Annotated in this window: 17 protein-coding genes and 1 pseudogene; 13 read left to right on the top strand and 5 right to left on the bottom strand. The window is 72.3% G+C overall.

Annotation, left to right across the window (positions count from 1 at the left end; genetic code table 11):
• The first annotated feature begins 33 nt into the window (after positions 1-33).
• The 4 genes from ACLQ2S_RS02560 to ACLQ2S_RS02545 are packed head-to-tail and all read left to right on the top strand — an operon-like array spanning position 34 to position 3711.
• On the top strand, positions 34-771 hold the full coding sequence (locus tag ACLQ2S_RS02560; RefSeq protein WP_425701022.1) for a methyltransferase domain-containing protein: 738 nt from the start codon (positions 34-36) through the stop codon (positions 769-771).
• Between the two features lie 47 nt (positions 772-818).
• Positions 819-1991 carry an acyl-CoA dehydrogenase family protein gene (locus tag ACLQ2S_RS02555; protein ID WP_155214398.1) on the top strand — a complete coding sequence of 391 codons (1173 nt, stop codon included), beginning with the start codon at positions 819-821 and terminating at the stop codon, positions 1989-1991.
• A 55-nt stretch (positions 1992-2046) separates the two neighbouring features.
• Positions 2047-3096, top strand: coding sequence for a type III polyketide synthase (locus ACLQ2S_RS02550; RefSeq protein WP_309222403.1), 1050 nt, complete (start codon positions 2047-2049; stop codon positions 3094-3096).
• 27 nt (positions 3097-3123) lie between these two features.
• Entirely contained in the window at positions 3124-3711 is a 588-nt protein-coding gene (locus ACLQ2S_RS02545; RefSeq protein WP_155214399.1) for a hypothetical protein, read from the top strand.
• A 47-nt stretch (positions 3712-3758) separates the two neighbouring features.
• Here ACLQ2S_RS02545 and ACLQ2S_RS02540 read toward each other — a convergent pair whose 3' ends face one another.
• Positions 3759-4430, bottom strand: coding sequence for a hypothetical protein (locus ACLQ2S_RS02540; protein WP_155214400.1), 672 nt, complete (start codon positions 4428-4430; stop codon positions 3759-3761).
• 372 nt (positions 4431-4802) lie between these two features.
• Here ACLQ2S_RS02540 and ACLQ2S_RS02535 point away from each other — a divergent pair, with 372 nt between their 5' ends.
• The 4 genes and pseudogenes from ACLQ2S_RS02535 to ACLQ2S_RS02520 form a co-directional block, all read left to right on the top strand.
• Complete coding sequence (locus ACLQ2S_RS02535) at positions 4803-5288, top strand: CarD family transcriptional regulator (RefSeq protein WP_007073334.1); 486 nt, start codon at positions 4803-4805, stop codon at positions 5286-5288.
• Between the two features lie 56 nt (positions 5289-5344).
• Positions 5345-6040 (top strand): 2-C-methyl-D-erythritol 4-phosphate cytidylyltransferase, encoded by a 696-nt coding sequence (gene ispD / locus ACLQ2S_RS02530; protein WP_309222404.1) that lies wholly within the window; start codon positions 5345-5347, stop codon positions 6038-6040.
• Positions 6041-6053: 13 nt separating this feature from the next.
• On the top strand, positions 6054-6539 hold the full coding sequence (gene ispF, locus ACLQ2S_RS02525; protein WP_309222583.1) for a 2-C-methyl-D-erythritol 2,4-cyclodiphosphate synthase: 486 nt from the start codon (positions 6054-6056) through the stop codon (positions 6537-6539).
• 10 nt (positions 6540-6549) lie between these two features.
• Positions 6550-7224 (top strand): annotated as a pseudogene (locus ACLQ2S_RS02520) (tetratricopeptide repeat protein); the annotation flags it as partial.
• A 660-nt stretch (positions 7225-7884) separates the two neighbouring features.
• Here the strand turns inward: ACLQ2S_RS02520 and ACLQ2S_RS02515 are convergent.
• Positions 7885-9051: a homogentisate 1,2-dioxygenase gene (locus tag ACLQ2S_RS02515; RefSeq protein WP_155214403.1), complete on the bottom strand. Its 1167-nt coding sequence runs from the start codon at positions 9049-9051 to the stop codon at positions 7885-7887.
• Between the two features lie 77 nt (positions 9052-9128).
• On the opposite strand from ACLQ2S_RS02515, the gene ACLQ2S_RS02510 reads away from it, so the two are divergent.
• From ACLQ2S_RS02510 to ACLQ2S_RS02490, 5 genes are all read left to right on the top strand, one after another.
• Entirely contained in the window at positions 9129-9995 is an 867-nt protein-coding gene (locus ACLQ2S_RS02510) for a hypothetical protein (RefSeq protein ID WP_309222405.1), read from the top strand.
• Entirely contained in the window at positions 9992-11206 is a 1215-nt protein-coding gene (gene fahA / locus ACLQ2S_RS02505) for a fumarylacetoacetase (protein ID WP_425701021.1), read from the top strand. Before ACLQ2S_RS02510 ends, fahA begins: the two co-directional genes overlap by 4 nt.
• A 171-nt stretch (positions 11207-11377) precedes the next feature.
• The gene (locus tag ACLQ2S_RS02500; RefSeq protein ID WP_155214405.1) at positions 11378-11587 is read left to right on the top strand and encodes a DUF397 domain-containing protein; all 210 of its coding nucleotides are present in this window, start codon (positions 11378-11380) and stop codon (positions 11585-11587) included.
• A 90-nt stretch (positions 11588-11677) separates the two neighbouring features.
• A complete protein-coding gene (locus ACLQ2S_RS02495) occupies positions 11678-12151 on the top strand; it encodes an SRPBCC family protein (protein WP_155214406.1) in 474 nt (157 codons plus the stop codon).
• A 166-nt stretch (positions 12152-12317) separates the two neighbouring features.
• Entirely contained in the window at positions 12318-13565 is a 1248-nt protein-coding gene (locus ACLQ2S_RS02490; RefSeq protein ID WP_425701020.1) for a PQQ-binding-like beta-propeller repeat protein, read from the top strand.
• 127 nt (positions 13566-13692) lie between these two features.
• On the opposite strand, the gene hisC is transcribed toward ACLQ2S_RS02490, so the two are convergent.
• From hisC to hppD, 3 genes are all read right to left on the bottom strand, one after another.
• On the bottom strand, positions 13693-14796 hold the full coding sequence (hisC, locus tag ACLQ2S_RS02485) for a histidinol-phosphate transaminase (protein WP_425701019.1): 1104 nt from the start codon (positions 14794-14796) through the stop codon (positions 13693-13695).
• Positions 14793-15728 carry an RDD family protein gene (locus tag ACLQ2S_RS02480; RefSeq protein WP_425701018.1) on the bottom strand — a complete coding sequence of 312 codons (936 nt, stop codon included), beginning with the start codon at positions 15726-15728 and terminating at the stop codon, positions 14793-14795. Before ACLQ2S_RS02480 ends, hisC begins: the two co-directional genes overlap by 4 nt.
• A gap of 175 nt (positions 15729-15903) precedes the next feature.
• Positions 15904-17109, bottom strand: a complete 1206-nt coding sequence (hppD, locus tag ACLQ2S_RS02475) for a 4-hydroxyphenylpyruvate dioxygenase (protein ID WP_425701017.1) — start codon at positions 17107-17109, stop codon at positions 15904-15906.
• Positions 17110-17228: the final 119 nt, after the last annotated feature.

Below are 17228 nucleotides of genomic sequence, written 5' to 3'. Positions count from 1 at the left end.
TCGTTACCGGGGAGTCGTGCCACGCTCGTTGCTATGCGTGACGCTGGCCTCGTGCTGCCCCGCAACGACCCACGCCAGTACGACGAACTGGCGGACGAATGGTGGCGGCCGGACGGCGTGTTCGCCATGCTGCACTGGCTGGCTCGGGCTCGGGCCGCGCTGGTACCCCCGGCGGCGCGACCCGGTGCGCTCCTGGTCGACCTGGGCTGCGGGGCGGGACTGCTCGCGCCGCACCTGGCCGGCAAGGGTTACCGGCACGTCGGAGTGGACCTCACCCGCTCCGCGTTGACACAGGCTGCGGCGCACGGCGTGACGGCGGTCAACGGCGACGCCACGGCGGTGCCGTTGGTGGACGGTTGTGCCGATGTGGTCGCCGCCGGTGAGCTGCTGGAACACGTGCCGGACTGGCGGGCTGCGGTGGCCGAGGCGTGCCGTCTGCTGCGTCCCGGTGGCCTGCTGGTGCTGGACACCCTCAACGACACCGCGCTGGCCCGGTTGGTCGCCGTCCGGATCGCCGAGCGACTACCGACCGTGCCGCGTGGCATCCACGATCCACGGTTGTTCGTCGACGATCGTGAGCTGGTCACCGAATGTGCCCGGCACGGCGTCGACCTGAGCGTGCGTGGCGTACGGCCGGGCGTGCCGGGGCTGCTGCGGTGGCTGTTCCGGCAGGCGCGGGGGGCCGCGACGCCGCCCGGTCAGGAGCCACGCATCGTGCCGACCGGGTCGCCGGCGATCCTCTACCAGGGCCACGGCGTACGCGACGGATAGCTGATCCAGGTGAGGGTATGGACATGGCCGAAGAGGGGGTTCCATCCATGACCGAGCGCAGTGGAGCGCCGGCGGCGGCCCGGCGGCTGGCGCCCCGACTGGCGGCGCGGGCGGCCGGGCACGACCGCGACGGTTCCTTTCCTGTGGACGACTTCGCCGACCTGCGCGAGGCGGGGCTGTTCGGGCTGATGGTCCCCGCCGAACTCGGTGGTGCCGGTGCCACCTTCGCGGAGTACGCGGCAGTCGCCACCGAGTTGGCCCGGGGCAACGGTGCCACCGCGTTGGTGTTCAACATGCACGCCTCGGTCACCGGTGCGCTCGGTGCGGTGACCGAGGAACTGGCCGAGGCGCTCGGCGTACCGGCGGAGGCGCTGGCCGCCCGGGACCGCCTGTTGCGGGCGGCGGCCGACGGGGCGTGGTACGGCGTCGCGATGAGCGAGCGGGGCGCGGGTGCCCGGCTGTCGCAGCTCGCCACGGTCTACGAACCGGTCGACGGAGGCTGGCGGATCAAGGGCAGCAAGACTTTCTGCTCCGGTGCCGGTCACGCCGACGGTTACCTGGTGGCCGCCCGCAGCGCCGCCGACCCGTCGGTGGTCTCGCAGTTCCTGGTCCCGGCCGGTGAGGGGCTCACCGTCGAGCCGACCTGGGACGCCCTCGGCATGCGCGCCACCGCCTCACATGACCTGCACCTCGACGTGACCGTCGGGACCGACCGGCTGCTCGGCGGGGTCGAAGGGCTGGCCCTGGTGGTGGCGCAGCTCATGCCGCACTGGCTGGTGGCCAGCTACGCGGCCGTCTACGTGGGAGTGGCCCGGGCGGCGATCGACGCGGCCGTGGAGCACCTGAACGCCCGCAATCTCGCCGGGCTGCCGGCGGTACGCGCCCGGCTGGGGCGCGCCGACGCCGCCGTGGCGGCGGCACAGTTGGTGGTCGCCGAGGCGGCGCGGCGGGTGGACGAGGCACCGGGCGACGAGGAGACCAATCGGTGGGTGTGGCGGGCGAAGCTGCTGGCCGGCACCACTGCGGCGGACGTCGCTGCGTCCATGCTGGAGGCGGCGGGCACCTCCGCCACCCGCCGGGGTCATCCGCTGGAGCGCCTGTACCGCGACGCCCGTTGCGGGTCGTTGCACCCGGCCACCTCCGACGTCTGTGCCGACTGGCTCGGCATCGCCACACTCGGTGGTGACCCGGACCGTGACGGGTCGACTCCTCGTTGGTGAGACGGGACGGGGCTGGTCGGCGTGAGATGTGCGTCTGCGAGAGGAAGGTGGGACCGTGTCCGTACCGGTGATCGCGGGCCTGGGCACGGCCCACCCGCCCTCGGCTGACCAGCAGGAGCTGTGGGAGAAGTTCTTCTCCCAGCACTTCTCCGGTTCCACCCGCGCCCTGGCCGAGCGGATATTCGCGCACTCCGGGGTGACCCGGCGGCAGGCGGCGGTCAACCCGCTGCTCGAGGACGTCTCCGACTGGCCGACCGAACGACGGATGCTCCGCTACCAGGTCGAGGCGTTGCCGTTGGGTAAGGAGGCGGTCGGCCGGGCGCTGACCGCCGCCGGGCTGGACGCCCGCGACGTGGGCCTCTTCGTGGTCTGCTCCTGCACCGGGTACGCCACCCCCGGGCTGGACATTCTGCTCGCCCGGGACCTGGGCATGGCCAGGACGACCCAGCGGATGTTCGTCGGTCACATGGGCTGTTACGCGGCCTTGCCGGGGTTGGGTGCGGTGGGTGACTTCGTCACCGCGCGGGGCCGTCCCGCGCTGCTGCTCTGTGCCGAGCTGACCAGCCTGCACCTTCAGCCCTCCTCGGCCCGGATGGACACCCAGCAGATCGTCTCCCACGCGCTCTTCTCGGACGCCGCGGTCGCCGCGGTGGTGGTTCCCGGGGGTCGGGGCTACGCGGTTCGGGAGGTCGCCTCGGTGACCGACACCTCCACCGCCGACCACATGACCTGGGACGTGACGGACACCGGTTTCCGGATGGGACTGTCGCCGAAGGTGCCACAGGTGCTGTCGACGCACGTCCAGGGCCTGGTCGACGAGGTGCTGGCCCGGCACGGCACCAACCGTGGTGAGGTGGACGGCTGGGCAGTGCACCCGGGCGGCCCCCGCATCCTCAACGTGGTGGAACGGGAGTTGGGGTTGGCCCCGGCGGCGTTGGCGGCGTCCCGGGCGACGCTGGACGAGCACGGGAACTGTTCCTCGCCCACGGTGCTGTTGATCCTCGACCGTCTGTTCCGCGCGGCAGCGGCACCGAGCCGGGTGGTGATGATGGCCTTCGGGCCGGGTCTCACCCTCTATGCCGCCCTGCTGGAACGCCACCCCTGATCTTGCGCGAAGGGCTACTCTCTAAGCATGTTCGTCGATGCTGAGCATCGGCTGCGCGGGGTGCTGTTGGCCGCTGTCGGGGTGGCGGCGCTGGCCCTCGGCGGCTGGTGGTGGCAGACGCAGACGCCGGAGGCGTCGAGCGACGGGAGTGCCGCGCCGGGCGGCTCGTCCGCCGTCGTGCAGTGGCGCGATTACCAGGAGCCGGGCGAGCTTGTGCGTGAGGCCCCCGCTGCCTCAGCCCACATGCTCATCGACGAGCGCACCGGCGCCGTGGTGCGGTTGCACGATGAGCCCATGGAACCCGCTGGCTCCACCCGTCCCCGGTCCGATCTGGTGTGGACGGAGCAGGCGAGGCTACCCGCCGGTGGAGGAGTCGTCCGGCAGGCCCGGATGGGCCCCGGCGAGCGACATCTGCTGCGCCTGCGCTGTACCGGGCCGGGGGAGCTGCTGGTCGCCGTCGCCGGGGCCCGGTCAGCGGCTCCGATCACCGTGGCCTGCGACGGCGGGCTGGTCACGATGGAGATCACCGGCAGCGGAGGGCCGGCACGGCTGTCGTTCTCGCCCGCCGGATCCGAGTCGGTCGAGGTAGAAGCCCGCTTGATCGCCCTGCGCTGAGCGACTGCCGACGGCGGGCCGAGACTTCGAATCCGAGCGGAGGCGGGTCAGTCGGCCAGTCGGGAGAGTTCGGCCCGGTGGTCGGCGATCGAGATCATCTTGGGTACGACCAGGGTGATCCGGCCGGTGCGGTCGGCGAGCAGGGCGGTCACGCCGTCGTGGCTGGCGGGCACGTGCAGGAAGGCGCGTAACCCTCCGGCGGGGTCGGCGAGGGCGCGGACCCGGGTGTCGGCCGGTGCCGCCCGTGGCACGGCACCCGCCACGGTGACCACGGTCACCCCGGGCGGTGCCGCCGTCGCTGCCTGCGCGACCTGCTCCGGGCAGGCGCAGCCGTCCACCAGCAGCACCACGACCGGCAGCAGCCCGCGCAGTGGTACCGGCGATTGCCCGGCGTCGACCAGGTCGAGCGCGGGTAGCGGGCGGCCGGTCAGCAGGGTTGGTGCCGGGTCGTACGTGCTGGTGCTCGGCCCGGTCCGGCCGTTCCTGGGCCAGGTGACGGCGGCCAGACCGGCGATGGTGGTCAGCACCGCGACGACCAACACGATCACCGGGCCGGCGGGTGGACGCCAGCGACGGTGCTCCGCGCCCGCCCGTCGCAGCTCCCGCCGGACCTGCTCAGCCTCGTCAGCCAGGGCGGATATGTCGTCCGGTATGACCACCCGGCCCCACTCCGGTGGCAGATCGGGCAGTCCGGGACCGTCGGCGTCAGCCTTGCCCATTACGACCCCCTGGAACATCACGGGTGCGCGGACGGGGCACCCCTCCAGCGTCCCGCACCGGGCCGGGTACCGCTACCGCTGCCCGCACCTCGCTGCGGCGGGATACCATGGAAAGGGTGCGTAGCCCTTGATCTCCAGCGGGCGTGTTGCAGTGCCTTGGCGATTACGTTTCCGGATCTTCGCGTTCACAGCGGCGGGTCCGGGGGGTCATCTCTAGGTTACTGAGCGTGTTGGAATCATCGTCTGGATGGTCTGTCAAGCCGAAGAAATACCTCTCACATGGCCCCTGAGCTGCGCCAACGGTCAGGACAGCGGTGAGACATCGGTGCCTGAGCGTGTTACCCTAGACACAGCGAAAGGGGTTTCGAACCTATGGTTTTCAGTGTCGGCGAGACCGTTGTTTACCCCCACCACGGGGCCGCACTCATCGAGGCAATCGAGACTCGGGTCATTAAGGGCGAGCCCAAGCAGTACCTCGTCCTGAGGGTCGCGCAGGGTGACCTGACGGTCCGGGTACCGGCCGAGAACGCCGAGATCGTGGGTGTGCGCGAGGTGGTCGGCGAAGAGGGCCTCGGCAAGGTCTTCGACGTCCTCCGGGCTCCGCACACCGAGGAGCCGACCAACTGGTCGCGGCGTTACAAGGCAAATCTGGAGAAGCTGGCCTCCGGCAACCCGCTGAAGGTGGCCGAGGTTGTTCGCGACCTGTGGCGTCGGGAGCGGGAGCGGGGTCTGTCCGCTGGCGAGAAGCGGATGCTCGCCAAGGCGCGTGACATCCTGGTCGGCGAGGTCGCGCTGGCCGAGAAGAGCACCAAGGACGAAGCGGAGACGCTGCTCGACAAGGTGCTGACCGAGGCCTAGTCCGCACAGCATCGTCGTACCCGATTCGTAGCGAACAAACCGTCGAGGACCGCGACGTGACCGCGCAGCTCAATCCGTGCGGTGACGTCGCGGTCCTCGTGCCTGCGGCCGGTGCCGGGGTACGCCTCGGGCCTGGTCGCCCGAAGGCGCTGCGCCTGCTGGCCGGAGAACCGCTGCTGGTGCACGCGGTCCGGCGGCTGGCCGCAGCCCCCTCGGTGCACAGCATCGTGGTGGCGGCTCCGGTCGCCGAGCTCGACGCCGTGCGTACGCTGCTCGCGCCGGTCGCCCCGGTGACGGTGGTGCCCGGTGGGGCGGAACGGCAGTCCTCGGTGGCCGCCGCGCTCGCCGCGGTGCCTGCCGGTCCGGAGATCATCCTGGTGCACGACGCGGCCCGCGCGCTCACTCCGCCCGCGCTGGTCGAGTCGGTCGCCGCCGCGGTCCGGGCGGGCCACGACGCCGTGATCCCGGTGCTGCCGGTCGTCGACACGATCAAGCAGGTCGACGCGGACGGCGTGGTGCTCGGCACCGTCGACCGGACCGTGTTGCGCGCGGTGCAGACTCCCCAGGGATTCCGCCGGGCGGTGCTGTCCGCCGCGCACGCCGCTGCCGCCGACGCCCTCACCGACGACGCCGGGCTGGTGGAGAGGCAGGGCGTGCCGGTGTGCTCCGTGCCCGGTTCGGAGCACGCCTTGAAGATCACCAGGCCGTTCGACCTGGCGCTGGCCGAGCACCTGCTGGCGACACCGCACTAGCACGTACCCTCGAATCATGATCGTTCCTCGGGTGGCCATCGGGACCGACGTGCACGCCTTCGAGGCGGGCCGACCCTGCTGGGTGGCCGGCCTGCACTGGCCGGAGCAGGACGGGTTGGCCGGCCACTCGGACGCGGACGTGGCCGCCCACGCCGCCTGCAACGCGTTGCTCTCCGCCGCCGGTCTGGGTGACCTCGGCGCCAACTTCGGGGTGGGGCAGCCCGAATGGGCCGGAGCGAGCGGGGTGGCGCTGCTGACCGAGACGGCCAACCGGGTACGCTCCGCCGGCTTCGCCATCGGCAACGTGTCGGTGCAGGTGGTCGGTAACCGTCCGAAGATCGGCCCGCGTCGCGCCGAGGCCGAGCGGGTGCTGTCGGAGGCCGTCGGGGCGCCGGTCACCGTCTCCGCCGCGACCACCGACGGTCTGGGCTTCACCGGGCGCGGCGAGGGACTCGCCGGGATCGCGGTCGCCCTGGTGTACGAGCAGCCGAGCGCCTAGGCTCGCCGCGATGTCCTCCGACGTCCCCACCGACCCGCCCGGCGCCGACGGCTACCTGGAACGCGCCACGCTCCTCGCCGAGCTGGGCCGGTACGACGAGGCCGTGAGCGAGTTGGGCTTCGCGCTGGCCCTCGACCCGACCGACGCCGAATTGTTGATCATGCTGGCCCGGGTGCAGCTGGCCGCCGGTCGGCCGGTCGAGGCGCTGGCCGCCGCCGAGGCTGCGGTGGCTGCCGCGCCGGGGCAGGTCCCCCCGCTGGTCACCCGGGGGCTGGCCCTCGGTGACCTGGAACGGTACGCCGAGGCCGCTCGTACCGCTGACGAGATTTTGGAGCTGGGGCCGCAGGACGCGTACGCCCAGCGCAGCGCGGCGGCGATCCTGGCCGGCTCCCGGAACGGACAGCCCGCGTTGAACGCGGCCTGGCGCGGGGTGGAGTTGGCGCCCGAGGAGCCGCAGGGTCACCTGGTGCTGGGACTGGTCGCGGCCAACATGCGGATGTACGACCTGGCCGAGCGGGCCTACCGGGAGGCGCTGCGGCTGGACCCGCGACTCGCGGAGGTGGGCGACGACGTCGGGGTGCTGCGGTTGGAGCAGCGACGGTGGAGCGCCGCATTGGAGCGATTGGCGGAGGCGGCCACGGCATACCTGCCGCCGACCGATCCCCGCCGCGCCGACGAGGTACGCGACGACGCGAGCCGACGTGACCAGGCCGACGACGATCCGAACCGTCCGGGTACCGCCCAGCCGGGCGGCCCGGCTGGGGAGCGCGGCGACGGTAACCGCCCCACTGCGGGATCGGCGGAACCGCCGGGCCGGCCGGCGCGGGACGCGGACCTCTCCGCCGGTGGGCAGCCGCCCGCCAGCGCCGGAGACCCGGAGCGGACCGGACGTGGCGAGGTCTGGCCGGCTGGGCCGGAGCAGGTCGGCACCGGGCCGGTCGTCGCGCGCCAGCCGGTGCCGGTGGCACTGCGGCAGTTCGTGCTCTGGGGCGCCGGATGGTCGATGGTCGCCGCCATCGTGATCGCCTGTTCGACCGCGACCGGTTCCGGGTTCTCCCGGCTGCTGGCGGTGGTGGCGGCTGCCGGTGGCGGCGTGATGCTCTGGCAGCAGGCGTCCCGGCTGCCCGGATTGACCCGGACCGTGCTGCCGGTGCTGCGGCGTACCGACCGTCCGCTGGCGCTGGCCGTGTACGCCGCCGTGGCCGCACCCGGGCTGATCCTGCTCTACGCCCTGCTGGGCACCCCGTGGTCACTGGTCCTGGCCATCGTGATCGCCACCGCCGCCCGGCTGGCGATCGTCGGCCGGCCGGTGGCCTGACCGCCGACCGCTCACCGGGTGCGAACGTCAGGGCCGTCGGGCCCAGGTCCAGGCGTACCCGTCGTCCTCGCACTCGGCTGCCGCGTCGCAGAGGTCGAGGGGGCGGAAGGTGTCGACCATGACCGCCAGTTCGTCGAAGAAGTCCACTCCGATGGAGCGTTCCGCCGCGCCGGGCTGCGGTCCGTGCGTGAAGCCGGACGGGTGCAGTGAGATGGAGCCCTGCTCGATGCCGGAGCCGCGCCGCGCCTCGTAGTTGCCCCCGGTGTAGAAGAGCATCTCGTCGGAGTCCACGTTGTGGTGGTGGTACGGCACCGGGATGGCGTCCGGGTGGTAGTCGACCTTGCGGGGCACGAACGAGCAGATCACGAAGTTCGGGCCGGCGAAGGTCTGGTGCACCGGTGGCGGCTGGTGGATCCGCCCGGTGATCGGTTCGAAGTCGTGGATGGAGAACGCCCACGGGTAGAGGTGCCCGTCCCAGCCGACCACGTCGAACGGGTGGTTGGCGTAGACGTGTCGGGTCCATCCGCGTCGATGGCGGACCAGCACCTCGACATCGGTCCCGTCGACCAGCAGCGGCGCGTCCGGTCCCCGGACGTCGCGCTCGCAGTACGGCGAGTGTTCCAGGAACTGGCCGCGTACCGAGAGGTAGCGCTTGGGCGGGCCGATGTGCCCGGACGCCTCCACGGCCAGCAGCCGGGTCGGAGCGTCTCCGGTGGGCACCAGCCGGTGCACGGTCGAGGTCGGGATGATCACGTAGTCGCCGGCCACCGCGTCGAGCACGCCGAACGTCGACTCGACCCGCAGGGCGCCCGCCTCGACGTAGAGGCAGTGGTCGCCGGTGGCGTCCCGGAACAGTGGGGAGGGCTGGTCGGCCAGGACGTAGGCGATCCGTACGTCGTCGTTGGCGAGCAGGTACCGCCGACCGAGGACCGGGTCCGCGCCGGTCCCGTCGAGCTTGTGGGTGCGCAGGTGCCGGGGCTTGAGTGGCAGGTTGGGCACCCGGGTCACGGCGGGTGGGGTGAACTCCTCGGCGGCGACGATCGCGGTGGGGGCGTACCGGTGATAGAGCAGGGAGGAGTCGGAGGAGAAGCCCTCCTGGCCCATCAGTTCCTCGGTGTAGAGACTGCCGTCCGGCTGCCGGAACTGGGTGTGGCGCTTGCGTGGCAGCTCGCCGACGCTGCGGTAGTACGGCATCTCGCCTCCCGGTCCGCTGTGTCCGATAATCGGACGCTGTTGTCCGCTTCCTGAAGCGTCCCGTACATTCTTGTCTCGTGTCAACGCAGCTGCCCACTCTTGTCGCTGGCCTGGTCGACGACGCTGCGGTCTTTCCGCCGGGCAGCGCGCCGCTGCCCGACGCGATCCGTGCCCACCGTCGGCACCGCACCGCGTGGTACGCCGACCTGGTCGGCCCGTTGCTGTTGCCGGCCTCCACGATCACGGCGGGCGAGCTGAGTGGCCTGGTCGACCCCGAAGAGAACCTCGCGATCGGGTTGGTCGGGGACACCGGGCTCGACCGGCTGCCCTTCGCGCTGTCGTCCCTGCCTCCGCTCGGGCTGCGGGCACGGCAGATCGAGGCACCTGTCGCCCGCCGGGGCGAGGACTGCCAACCCGGACTGACCGAGCTGGTGAAACTCGCCGAGCGGCTGGACGGCGTCCCCGTCTACGCGGAGATCCCGCTCACCTTCGGGCTGATGGGCGCGCTGGACGCGCTCGCCGCCGCGCGGGCCGCCGGGGTGCCGATCGCCGCCAAGTTCCGCACCGGTGGGCTCGCCGCCGAGCTGTTCCCGACACCGGCCGAGCTGGCTGCGGTGATCTGCGCCTGCCGGGACCGGGAACTGCCGTTCAAGCTCACCGCCGGACTGCACCACGCGGTGCGGCACGTGGACCCGGAGACCGGCTTCACCCACCACGGCTTCGGAAACGTGCTCGCGGCGACGGTCGCCGCCGCCGACGGCGCGACCGTCGCCACGGTCGCCGAGCTGCTCACCGTCCGCGACGAGCGGCCACTGGTGCAGGCGGTCGACGGGCGGCACGACTCGGCGCGTCCGCTGTGGGTGGGATTCGGGTCGTGCAGCATCGTGGAACCACTTACCGATCTGATCCGGCTCGGGCTGGTGAACGGAGGCTTTGAGGCATGAGCGAACGTCAGTCGGCGAGTTGGGTGCCGGGTGCGGCGGGTTCCGGATACGACGTGCACCACCTGCCGTACGGGGTGTTCCGGGCCGACGACGGCGAGCCGCGCATCGGCGTACGGGTCGGGAACCTGGTGTTGGACCTGGCCGCCGCAGAGTCCGCGGGCCTGGTGCTGGCCGGTGGCGCGCTGTGCCGCCCGACGCTGAACGCGTTTCTGGCCCTAGGGCGTCCGCAGTGGACAGCGGCACGGGATCGGATCACCGAGTTGCTCACCGATCCGGCACACCGCACCGCGGTGGAGCCGCTGCTGGTGCCGGTGGACGAGGTACGGATGGAGCTGCCCTTCGAGGTGGCCGACTACGTGGACTTCTACTCCTCGGAGCACCACGCGTCGAACGTCGGCCTGATCTTCCGTCCCGGTCAACCTCCGCTGCTGCCCAACTGGCGGCACCTGCCGATCGGCTACCACGGCCGGGCCGGCACGGTCGTGGTCTCCGGCACCCCGGTGGTCCGTCCGCAGGGGCAGCGGCCCGGCCCGGATGGGCCGACCTTCGGTCCGTCGGCGCGCCTGGACATCGAGGCCGAGGTCGGATTCGTGGTCGGCGTGCCGAGCCCGCTCGGTCGTCGGGTGGCCGCCGCCGACTTCGCGGACCACGTCTTCGGCGTCGTGTTGGTCAACGACTGGTCGGCGCGGGACATCCAGGCCTGGGAGTACCAGCCGCTCGGACCGTTCCTGGGTAAGTCGTTCGCCACCTCGATCGCAGCCTGGGTCACCCCGTTAAACGCGCTGCGGCACGCCTTCGTGGCGGGCCCGGCACAGGATCCGCCGGTGGCCGACTACCTGCGGGATGAGCCGCGTCAGGGCCTCGACCTGCGGCTGAGGGTGATCTGGAACGGGGAACCGGTCACCGAGCCACCGTTCGCCGGGATGTACTGGACGCCCGCCCAGCAACTGGCCCACCTGACCGTCAACGGTGCCTCGTTGCGCACCGGCGACCTGTACGCCTCCGGCACCGTTTCGGGCCCCCGGCGCGACCAGGTCGGCTCGTTCCTGGAACTCAGTTGGGGCGGCCGCGAGCCGGTCACCGTGGGCGGGGCGGAACGGACCTTCCTCGCTGACGGCGACACGGTGACGATCACCGCCACCGCACCCGGTCCGGATGGCACCACCCTCACGTTGGGCGAGGTGACGGGCGTCGTCCTGCCGTCGAACTGACCTGAACCCGACACCAGTCCTTGATCGCACAGCGGGTGCGATCGGGGGCCGTCGCCGCCTTCGTTGATCGCCTCGGAACTGCGTCGCCACGCCGCGCCGGGCCAGCCGGTACCCCCTTACCGGTCGGCCCGGCCCCGGCGGGCGCAACGTCGAAAGCTGAGGGAGATGACGATGCACGATCTCGTGGGCGCGGTCTGGCGCACCAGCAGCCGCTCCAACGACCAGGGCCTCTGCGTGGAGGTGGCCGACAATCTGGCCGGTGTCCACGGTGTGGTGGGTATCCGCGACTCGAAGGACCAGGCCGGGCCGGTGCTGGTGGTCAGCCCGTCGGGTTGGACCTCGTTCGTCGACGCGATCCGGGCCGGTCGGTTCGTCGCCTGATGCCCACGAGGGGTCTCCGACGGGGGGTTCTCCGCTCGGGGACCCCGAGCCGCGCTCACGCGGCGTACCGTCGACACCACGGGAGGTGGCATGTCGACGGTTTCGGTCAACGGTCTGGTCGCGGCACCCGCGGGCGAGCTGTGGCGGGTGCTCACCGATCTGTCCCGGCTCAGATCCGGCGGTCGGCCGGTGCGACCGCTGACCACGGGCCCCTTCGGTCCGGGCACCTCGTGGCGCGAGGACCGGACCCGGCCGGACGGCGGCACGATGACCGAGGAGTTCGTCGTGTTGGCCGCCGAACCACCCCGGCGGCTGGTCCTCGGCTCGCCCGGTGAGGGCGTCGACTACCGGATCACCTGGGCACTGCGGGACGTCCGCCGTCGCGGGCGTCGGCACACCTCGGTGACGGTGACGGTACGCGCCCAGCCGGCCGCACCCGCCGGTCGGGCGTTGGCGTTCCTGCTCGGCGGTCTGGCTGCCCGAGCGGCCGAACAGGTGCTTCGGCAGGATCTCGCCGTACTGGCCGCCGAGGCGGGCGTCCGCCCCGAGCCGGCCGTGGCCTGACGGGTTCCGCGACCGCGCGCAGGCATTGCGATCCGGTGGGCCGCTCCCGGTCCGCGTGCGGAGTCGGTGCCCCCGTCGTGACGTCACGTCCGTGCCGTCGTGACGTCACCCATGGCCCGGGGCGGCTGCCGGGAACGCTGGGTAGGGTGCCGTGCGGAGGTGCGGCATGGGGTGGGCAGGTCGGCGGCGGATCGTGGCTGCGGCGACGGCGGTGGCTGTCGCCGCCACGGTCGGGGTCATCGCGTACCGGGTCCTGGCACCGGCCGAGGTGAGCACCCCCGCCCAAGAGGGCTACCCGCAGCGGAGCACGCCGACCGTCGGCGTGACCGGCCGGCTGCCGGTCGCTCCGCTGATCGTCGACGGGCGGCTGCGGGTGTACGCCGCGCCTCGGCAGGTGTACGCCGACCAGCCGGTCGACAGTCGCAGCCGGAACACCCCGTACTGGTCCTTCCGGCGCTGGCCGGCGAGCCTGGACGCGGTGGTGGCGAGCGGGACGACGGTGGTCAGCCGATGGTCGGACGGTCAACTGGTGGCCCTCGACGCGCGTACCGGTCGGGTCGCCTGGCGGGCGGAAGGGCCGCCACCGGCGTCGGAGCGGACGACGCGACGCACCGGCACCGCCGTCGTCTGGCAACCGAGCGGGCTCTCGCTGGGCACCACCGCCGACGGTCGGCAGGTGGTGCTGACCTCCGGTGCCGGCGAGGTGCGGGCGGTCGACCTGGCCGACGGCGGGACACTGTGGCAGGCGGCGGTGGACTCCGGCTGCCGTGAGCCGGTGGGCACCGGCCCCGGTGGACGGCTGCTGACCGTCGACGAGTGTGCCGGACCGGCCGTGGTCGAGTTCCGGGATGTCGCGACCGGCGTGGTGACGGCCAGGTGGCGACCGCTGGGCGCTGGCGACGAGTTGACGGCCACGTTGATCGGTTGCGGACCGGGCGGCGCCGGCTGCGCCGCCCTGCGTACCGCAGGGCCCGGTGACGGGTCCGCGCAGGGCTGGTTGCTCGGCCCGGACGAGCCGGTCCAACTGCCGGAACTGGATGGACCGGGTACCGAACTCGTCGACGACACGGTGGTGAACATGGTCGACGGGGTGCTGGTCGGCCGGGTTGTGCCCGACGGCGGGGAACGCTGGCGGGTCGAGATCGGTCCGGGCCGGTTGATCGCCGTCCAGCCCGGCCGGGTACACGTGCTGACCGAGGCGAACGAACTCGTCACGCTGGACCCGGCCACCGGTGCGCGGCTGTCCGGGTTCGTCCTCGACATCGGCGCCGACGGCACCGGATGGGCACCGGGTCAGGCGTACGCCGCCGACGGGTACCTGGTGCTGGAGCGGTTGCGCCGTCCGGTCGATCCCGACGGCGACGACCAGCGGTACTACCTCACCGCCGAGGCGTTGATCGTGGCGGCGACCTGACCGCGCCGGTGCCGGCGGTGCCGTTCGCATCGCGTACCGGGACGGCAGCGGCTGCTGGTCGTCGCAGGAGTGGCAGACTCCGGGCCGGTCCGCTGGGAGATGGCGGACCGGCCCGGTCCGTGCTGGTTCAGCCCAGCGCGGCTTCGGCCGCCGCCAGGAAGGCGTCGTTCTCGGCCGGCGTACCGATGGTGACCCGCACCCCGTCGCCGGGGAACGGACGTACGATCACGCCCCGCGACTCGCACGCCTTGCCGAACGCCACCGACCGGTCGCCCAACGGCAGCCAGACGAAGTTCGCCTGGCTGGCGGGAACGCCGGGGACGAGCTTGCCCAGCGCCTCGCCGACGCGCTCGCGTTCGGCCACCACCAGCGCGCACCGCCGACTGACCTCGTCGGCCTGGGCGAGCGCGGCCAGCGCGCCCGCCTGCGCGGCCATGCTGGTGGAGAACGGCGTGACGACCTTGCGTACCGCCGCCGCGACCTGTGGCTGCGCGACCAGGAAGCCGATCCGCAGACCGGCCAGCCCCCAAGCCTTGGAGAGGGTACGCAGCACCGCCACGTTCGGCCGGTCGATGTAGGTCAGCCCGTCCGGCACCTCCGGGTCGGTCACGAACTCGCGGTAGGCCTCGTCGATCACCACCAGGACGTCATCCGGCACCGCGTCGAGGAAGCGGTCCAGTTCAGCGCGGCGGACGGCGGTGCCGGTGGGGTTGTTGGGGTTGCAGACCAGGACCATCCGGGTGCGGTCGGTCACCGCCGCGGCCATCGCCGTCAGGTCGTGCCCGTGCCCGGCGTCGTTGGGCACCTGCACGCTGGTCGCGCCGCTGGTCGCCGCGATGATCGGGTACGCCTCGAACGAGCGCCACGAGTAGACGAGTTCGTCGCCGGGCAGGCAGGTGGCCCGGACCAGGTGCTCGGCCAGCGCCACCGAGCCACAACCGGTGGCCACCCGGTCGACGCTCACCCCGTACCGTTCGGCGAGCGCCTGGCGGAGTGCGACGACGCCCATGTCCGGGTAGCGGTGCACCCCTGCGGCGGCTTCGGCGACCGCTTCCACCACCCCGGGCAGCGGACCGTACGGCACCTCGTTGCTGGCCAGCTTGATGGCCTCGGGGAGGCCCAGTTCCCGGGCCAGGTCGGCCGGGCTGCGTCCGGGTACGTAGTTGGGCAGCGCGTCCAGGTCGGCGCGGGTCAGCCGCACTGCCGCCTGGTGTCGTCCGTCGTCGGTCATGTGGTCTCTCCCGGGGGGTTGGCGCGGTCGTCGGGGGTACGTGGAACCTGAACCACCACGGTCTGCGCCCGCTTGTCGTGCAGCGCCTGCCGTAGCGGATGGTCGAACAGCGGTGAGAGCGCGTCGATCAGCTGGAGCACCAGGCCCAGGCCGCAGCAGTACCAGAGCAGCGTGGGCAGGCCGAGGGTGTTCCAGCGACGCAGTGCCCGACCGAAGCCCAGCGGCGCGTCCGCCTCGACCGGCACCGCCCGCACGCGCAGCAGTCGCTTGCCGAAGGTCTGTCCACTGGCCGCCATCGACGGCACCTCGTAGGCGAGCCAGAGCGAGGTGGCGATCAGCAGGATCGTCACGACCAGCGCGCCGGCCTGGTCACCGGCGGCGGGCAGCGGATCGGTGGTGCGATCCTGCTCCTGCACCCGGCGCCAGAACTCGTTCAACGGCGTGGAGAGTTCCTGGAGGTAGCGCCAGACGAACCAGCCGTTGACCAGGGCGTTGAGCGCGAAGACGATGCCGAAGTCGATCAGCCGGGCACCCAGCCGGGTACCGAGCGAGGCCAGCGGCATCCCGTGTGGTCGGGGGGCCGGTGGCGGCACCGGCCAGTTCGGGTACGGCCAACCGGGTGGCGGCTGCGACGCGCCGCCGGTCGGCCAGGTGGGCGGCGTGCCCGGCGGAACTCCCGGTGCGCTCGCGCCAGCCGGCCCGCCCGACGCCTGGCCGTGCGGCCAGGTGGCCGGCGGGGTACCGGCGGCGGATGGTGCCGAGGTGGACGCCGGTGACGGGGACTCCGGCTCGGGCTCGGGCTCAGGCGGGGGTGGGCCCTCCGGCGGCGTGGCGTCGACCGGGATGGGCGCGCCGATCCAGCCCCCGCCGTCCCAGTACCTACGGGTCTCCGGGTCGGCGGGGTCGACGTACCAACCGGGTGCCACACTCATGTCGCGGCCTCGCTGCGCTCGTTCACCTCGCCACCTTAACGACGACTGTCCCGGCGACCGTCTCGTGGAGTGGTTGCTGCCAGGGCTTGTCCGACCGGGGCCGGAGGCCGTCGGGGTGACGGCCGCCGGCCGGGGGCACAGGCCCGTCGGCCGGCGGCGAAAGCACGGGTAGCTCCTACAGGTTGCCGCGCTTCTCCTGCTCGCGCTCGATGGCCTCGAAGAGCGCCTTGAAGTTGCCCTTGCCGAAGCCGAGCGAGCCGTGCCGCTCGATCAGCTCGAAGAAGACCGTCGGCCGGTCCTGCACCGGCTTGGTGAAGATCTGCAACAGGTAGCCGTCCTCGTCCCGGTCCACCAGGATCTTGCGGGACTTGAGCTCCTCGATCGGTACGCGCACCTCGCCGATCCGGGCACGCAGCTCCGGGTCGTCGTAGTAGGAGTCCGGGGTTTCGAGGAACTCGACGCCTGCTGCCCGCATCGCGTCGACGCTGGCCAGGATGTCGTTGGTGGCCACGGCGATGTGCTGGGCGCCCGGACCCTGGTAGAACTCCAGGTACTCGTCGATCTGCGACTTCTTCTTGGCGATCGCCGGCTCGTTGAGCGGGAACTTCACCTTGCGGGTGCCGTTCGCGACCACCTTGCTCATCAGCGCCGAGTAGTCGGTGGCGATGTCGTCGCCGATGAACTCGGCCATGTTGGTGAATCCCATGACCCGGCGGTAGAACTCGACCCACTCGTCCATCCGGCCCAGCTCGACGTTGCCGACGACGTGGTCGACGGCCTGGAAGAAGCGCTTCGGCTGGATTCCGGCGTCGATCATCGGCTGCCGGTCCACGATCGGACCCCGGGCGGCGAAGCCGGGCAGGAACGGACCGGTGTAGCGGGACCGGTCCACCAGCGTGTGCCGGGTGTCGCCGTAGGTGGCGATGGCCGCCAGCCGTACGGTGCCGTGCTCGTCGGTCACGTCGTGCGGCTCCACCAGGCCGGTCGCGCCCTGCGCCGTGGCGTGCGCGTACGCGGCGTCGACGTCGGGCACCTCCAGCGCGATGTCGCTGACGCCGTCGCTGTGCCGGGCGACGTGCTCGGCGCCCTCGGCGTCGGGGCGTACCGCGCCGGTGAGCACGAACCGGGCCGAACCGCTGGTCAGCACGTACTCGGCGTGGTCGCGGTAGCCCTGCTCGGGTCCCCGGTATGCCACGCAGGTCATGCCGAACGCGGTGGAGTAGTAGTGCGCGGCCTGCTTGGCGTTACCCACCAGGAAGCGCACGTGGTCGAGCCCCTTGACCGGGAACGGGTCCTTGCTGGTGTCGTGGTCGACGGCGCCGATGAGAGCGTCGACGTCGACTTCCTCGGTCGGCTGGGGTCGGTCGATCGCCTGGGTCATGGTGGCCTCCCTCGCGTACCGGCCGGCCTCGTGGGCCGACGGATCGTGTCTGCTGCCGCCGAGCATCGCGGGGACCGGCCCGACTGGGCAACCCTCTCCGCCTGGGCTGGTCAGGTTGC

This window comes from Micromonospora sp. DT48 (assembly GCF_049844495.1).
Lineage (GTDB): Bacteria > Actinomycetota > Actinomycetes > Mycobacteriales > Micromonosporaceae > Micromonospora.
Note: the sequence above shows the minus strand (reverse complement) of the source record. Positions and strands in the feature narration are given on the sequence as shown.

Excerpts from the sequence above, each read along its gene's own strand:
- ACLQ2S_RS02480 (WP_425701018.1), bottom strand. The coding sequence starts at position 15,728 with ATGAGTGTGGCACCCGGTTGGTACGTCGACCCCGCCGACCCGGAGACC.
- ACLQ2S_RS02540 (WP_155214400.1), bottom strand. The coding sequence starts at position 4,430 with ATGGGCAAGGCTGACGCCGACGGTCCCGGACTGCCCGATCTGCCACCG.
- ACLQ2S_RS02555 (WP_155214398.1), top strand. The coding sequence starts at position 819 with ATGACCGAGCGCAGTGGAGCGCCGGCGGCGGCCCGGCGGCTGGCGCCC.
- ACLQ2S_RS02500 (WP_155214405.1), top strand. The coding sequence starts at position 11,378 with ATGCACGATCTCGTGGGCGCGGTCTGGCGCACCAGCAGCCGCTCCAAC.
- hppD (WP_425701017.1), bottom strand. The coding sequence starts at position 17,109 with ATGACCCAGGCGATCGACCGACCCCAGCCGACCGAGGAAGTCGACGTC.
- ACLQ2S_RS02495 (WP_155214406.1), top strand. The coding sequence starts at position 11,678 with ATGTCGACGGTTTCGGTCAACGGTCTGGTCGCGGCACCCGCGGGCGAG.
- ACLQ2S_RS02490 (WP_425701020.1), top strand. The coding sequence starts at position 12,318 with ATGGGGTGGGCAGGTCGGCGGCGGATCGTGGCTGCGGCGACGGCGGTG.
- ACLQ2S_RS02560 (WP_425701022.1), top strand. The coding sequence starts at position 34 with ATGCGTGACGCTGGCCTCGTGCTGCCCCGCAACGACCCACGCCAGTAC.
- ACLQ2S_RS02535 (WP_007073334.1), top strand. The coding sequence starts at position 4,803 with ATGGTTTTCAGTGTCGGCGAGACCGTTGTTTACCCCCACCACGGGGCC.
- ACLQ2S_RS02545 (WP_155214399.1), top strand. The coding sequence starts at position 3,124 with ATGTTCGTCGATGCTGAGCATCGGCTGCGCGGGGTGCTGTTGGCCGCT.
- hisC (WP_425701019.1), bottom strand. The coding sequence starts at position 14,796 with ATGACCGACGACGGACGACACCAGGCGGCAGTGCGGCTGACCCGCGCC.
- ACLQ2S_RS02515 (WP_155214403.1), bottom strand. The coding sequence starts at position 9,051 with ATGCCGTACTACCGCAGCGTCGGCGAGCTGCCACGCAAGCGCCACACC.
- fahA (WP_425701021.1), top strand. The coding sequence starts at position 9,992 with ATGAGCGAACGTCAGTCGGCGAGTTGGGTGCCGGGTGCGGCGGGTTCC.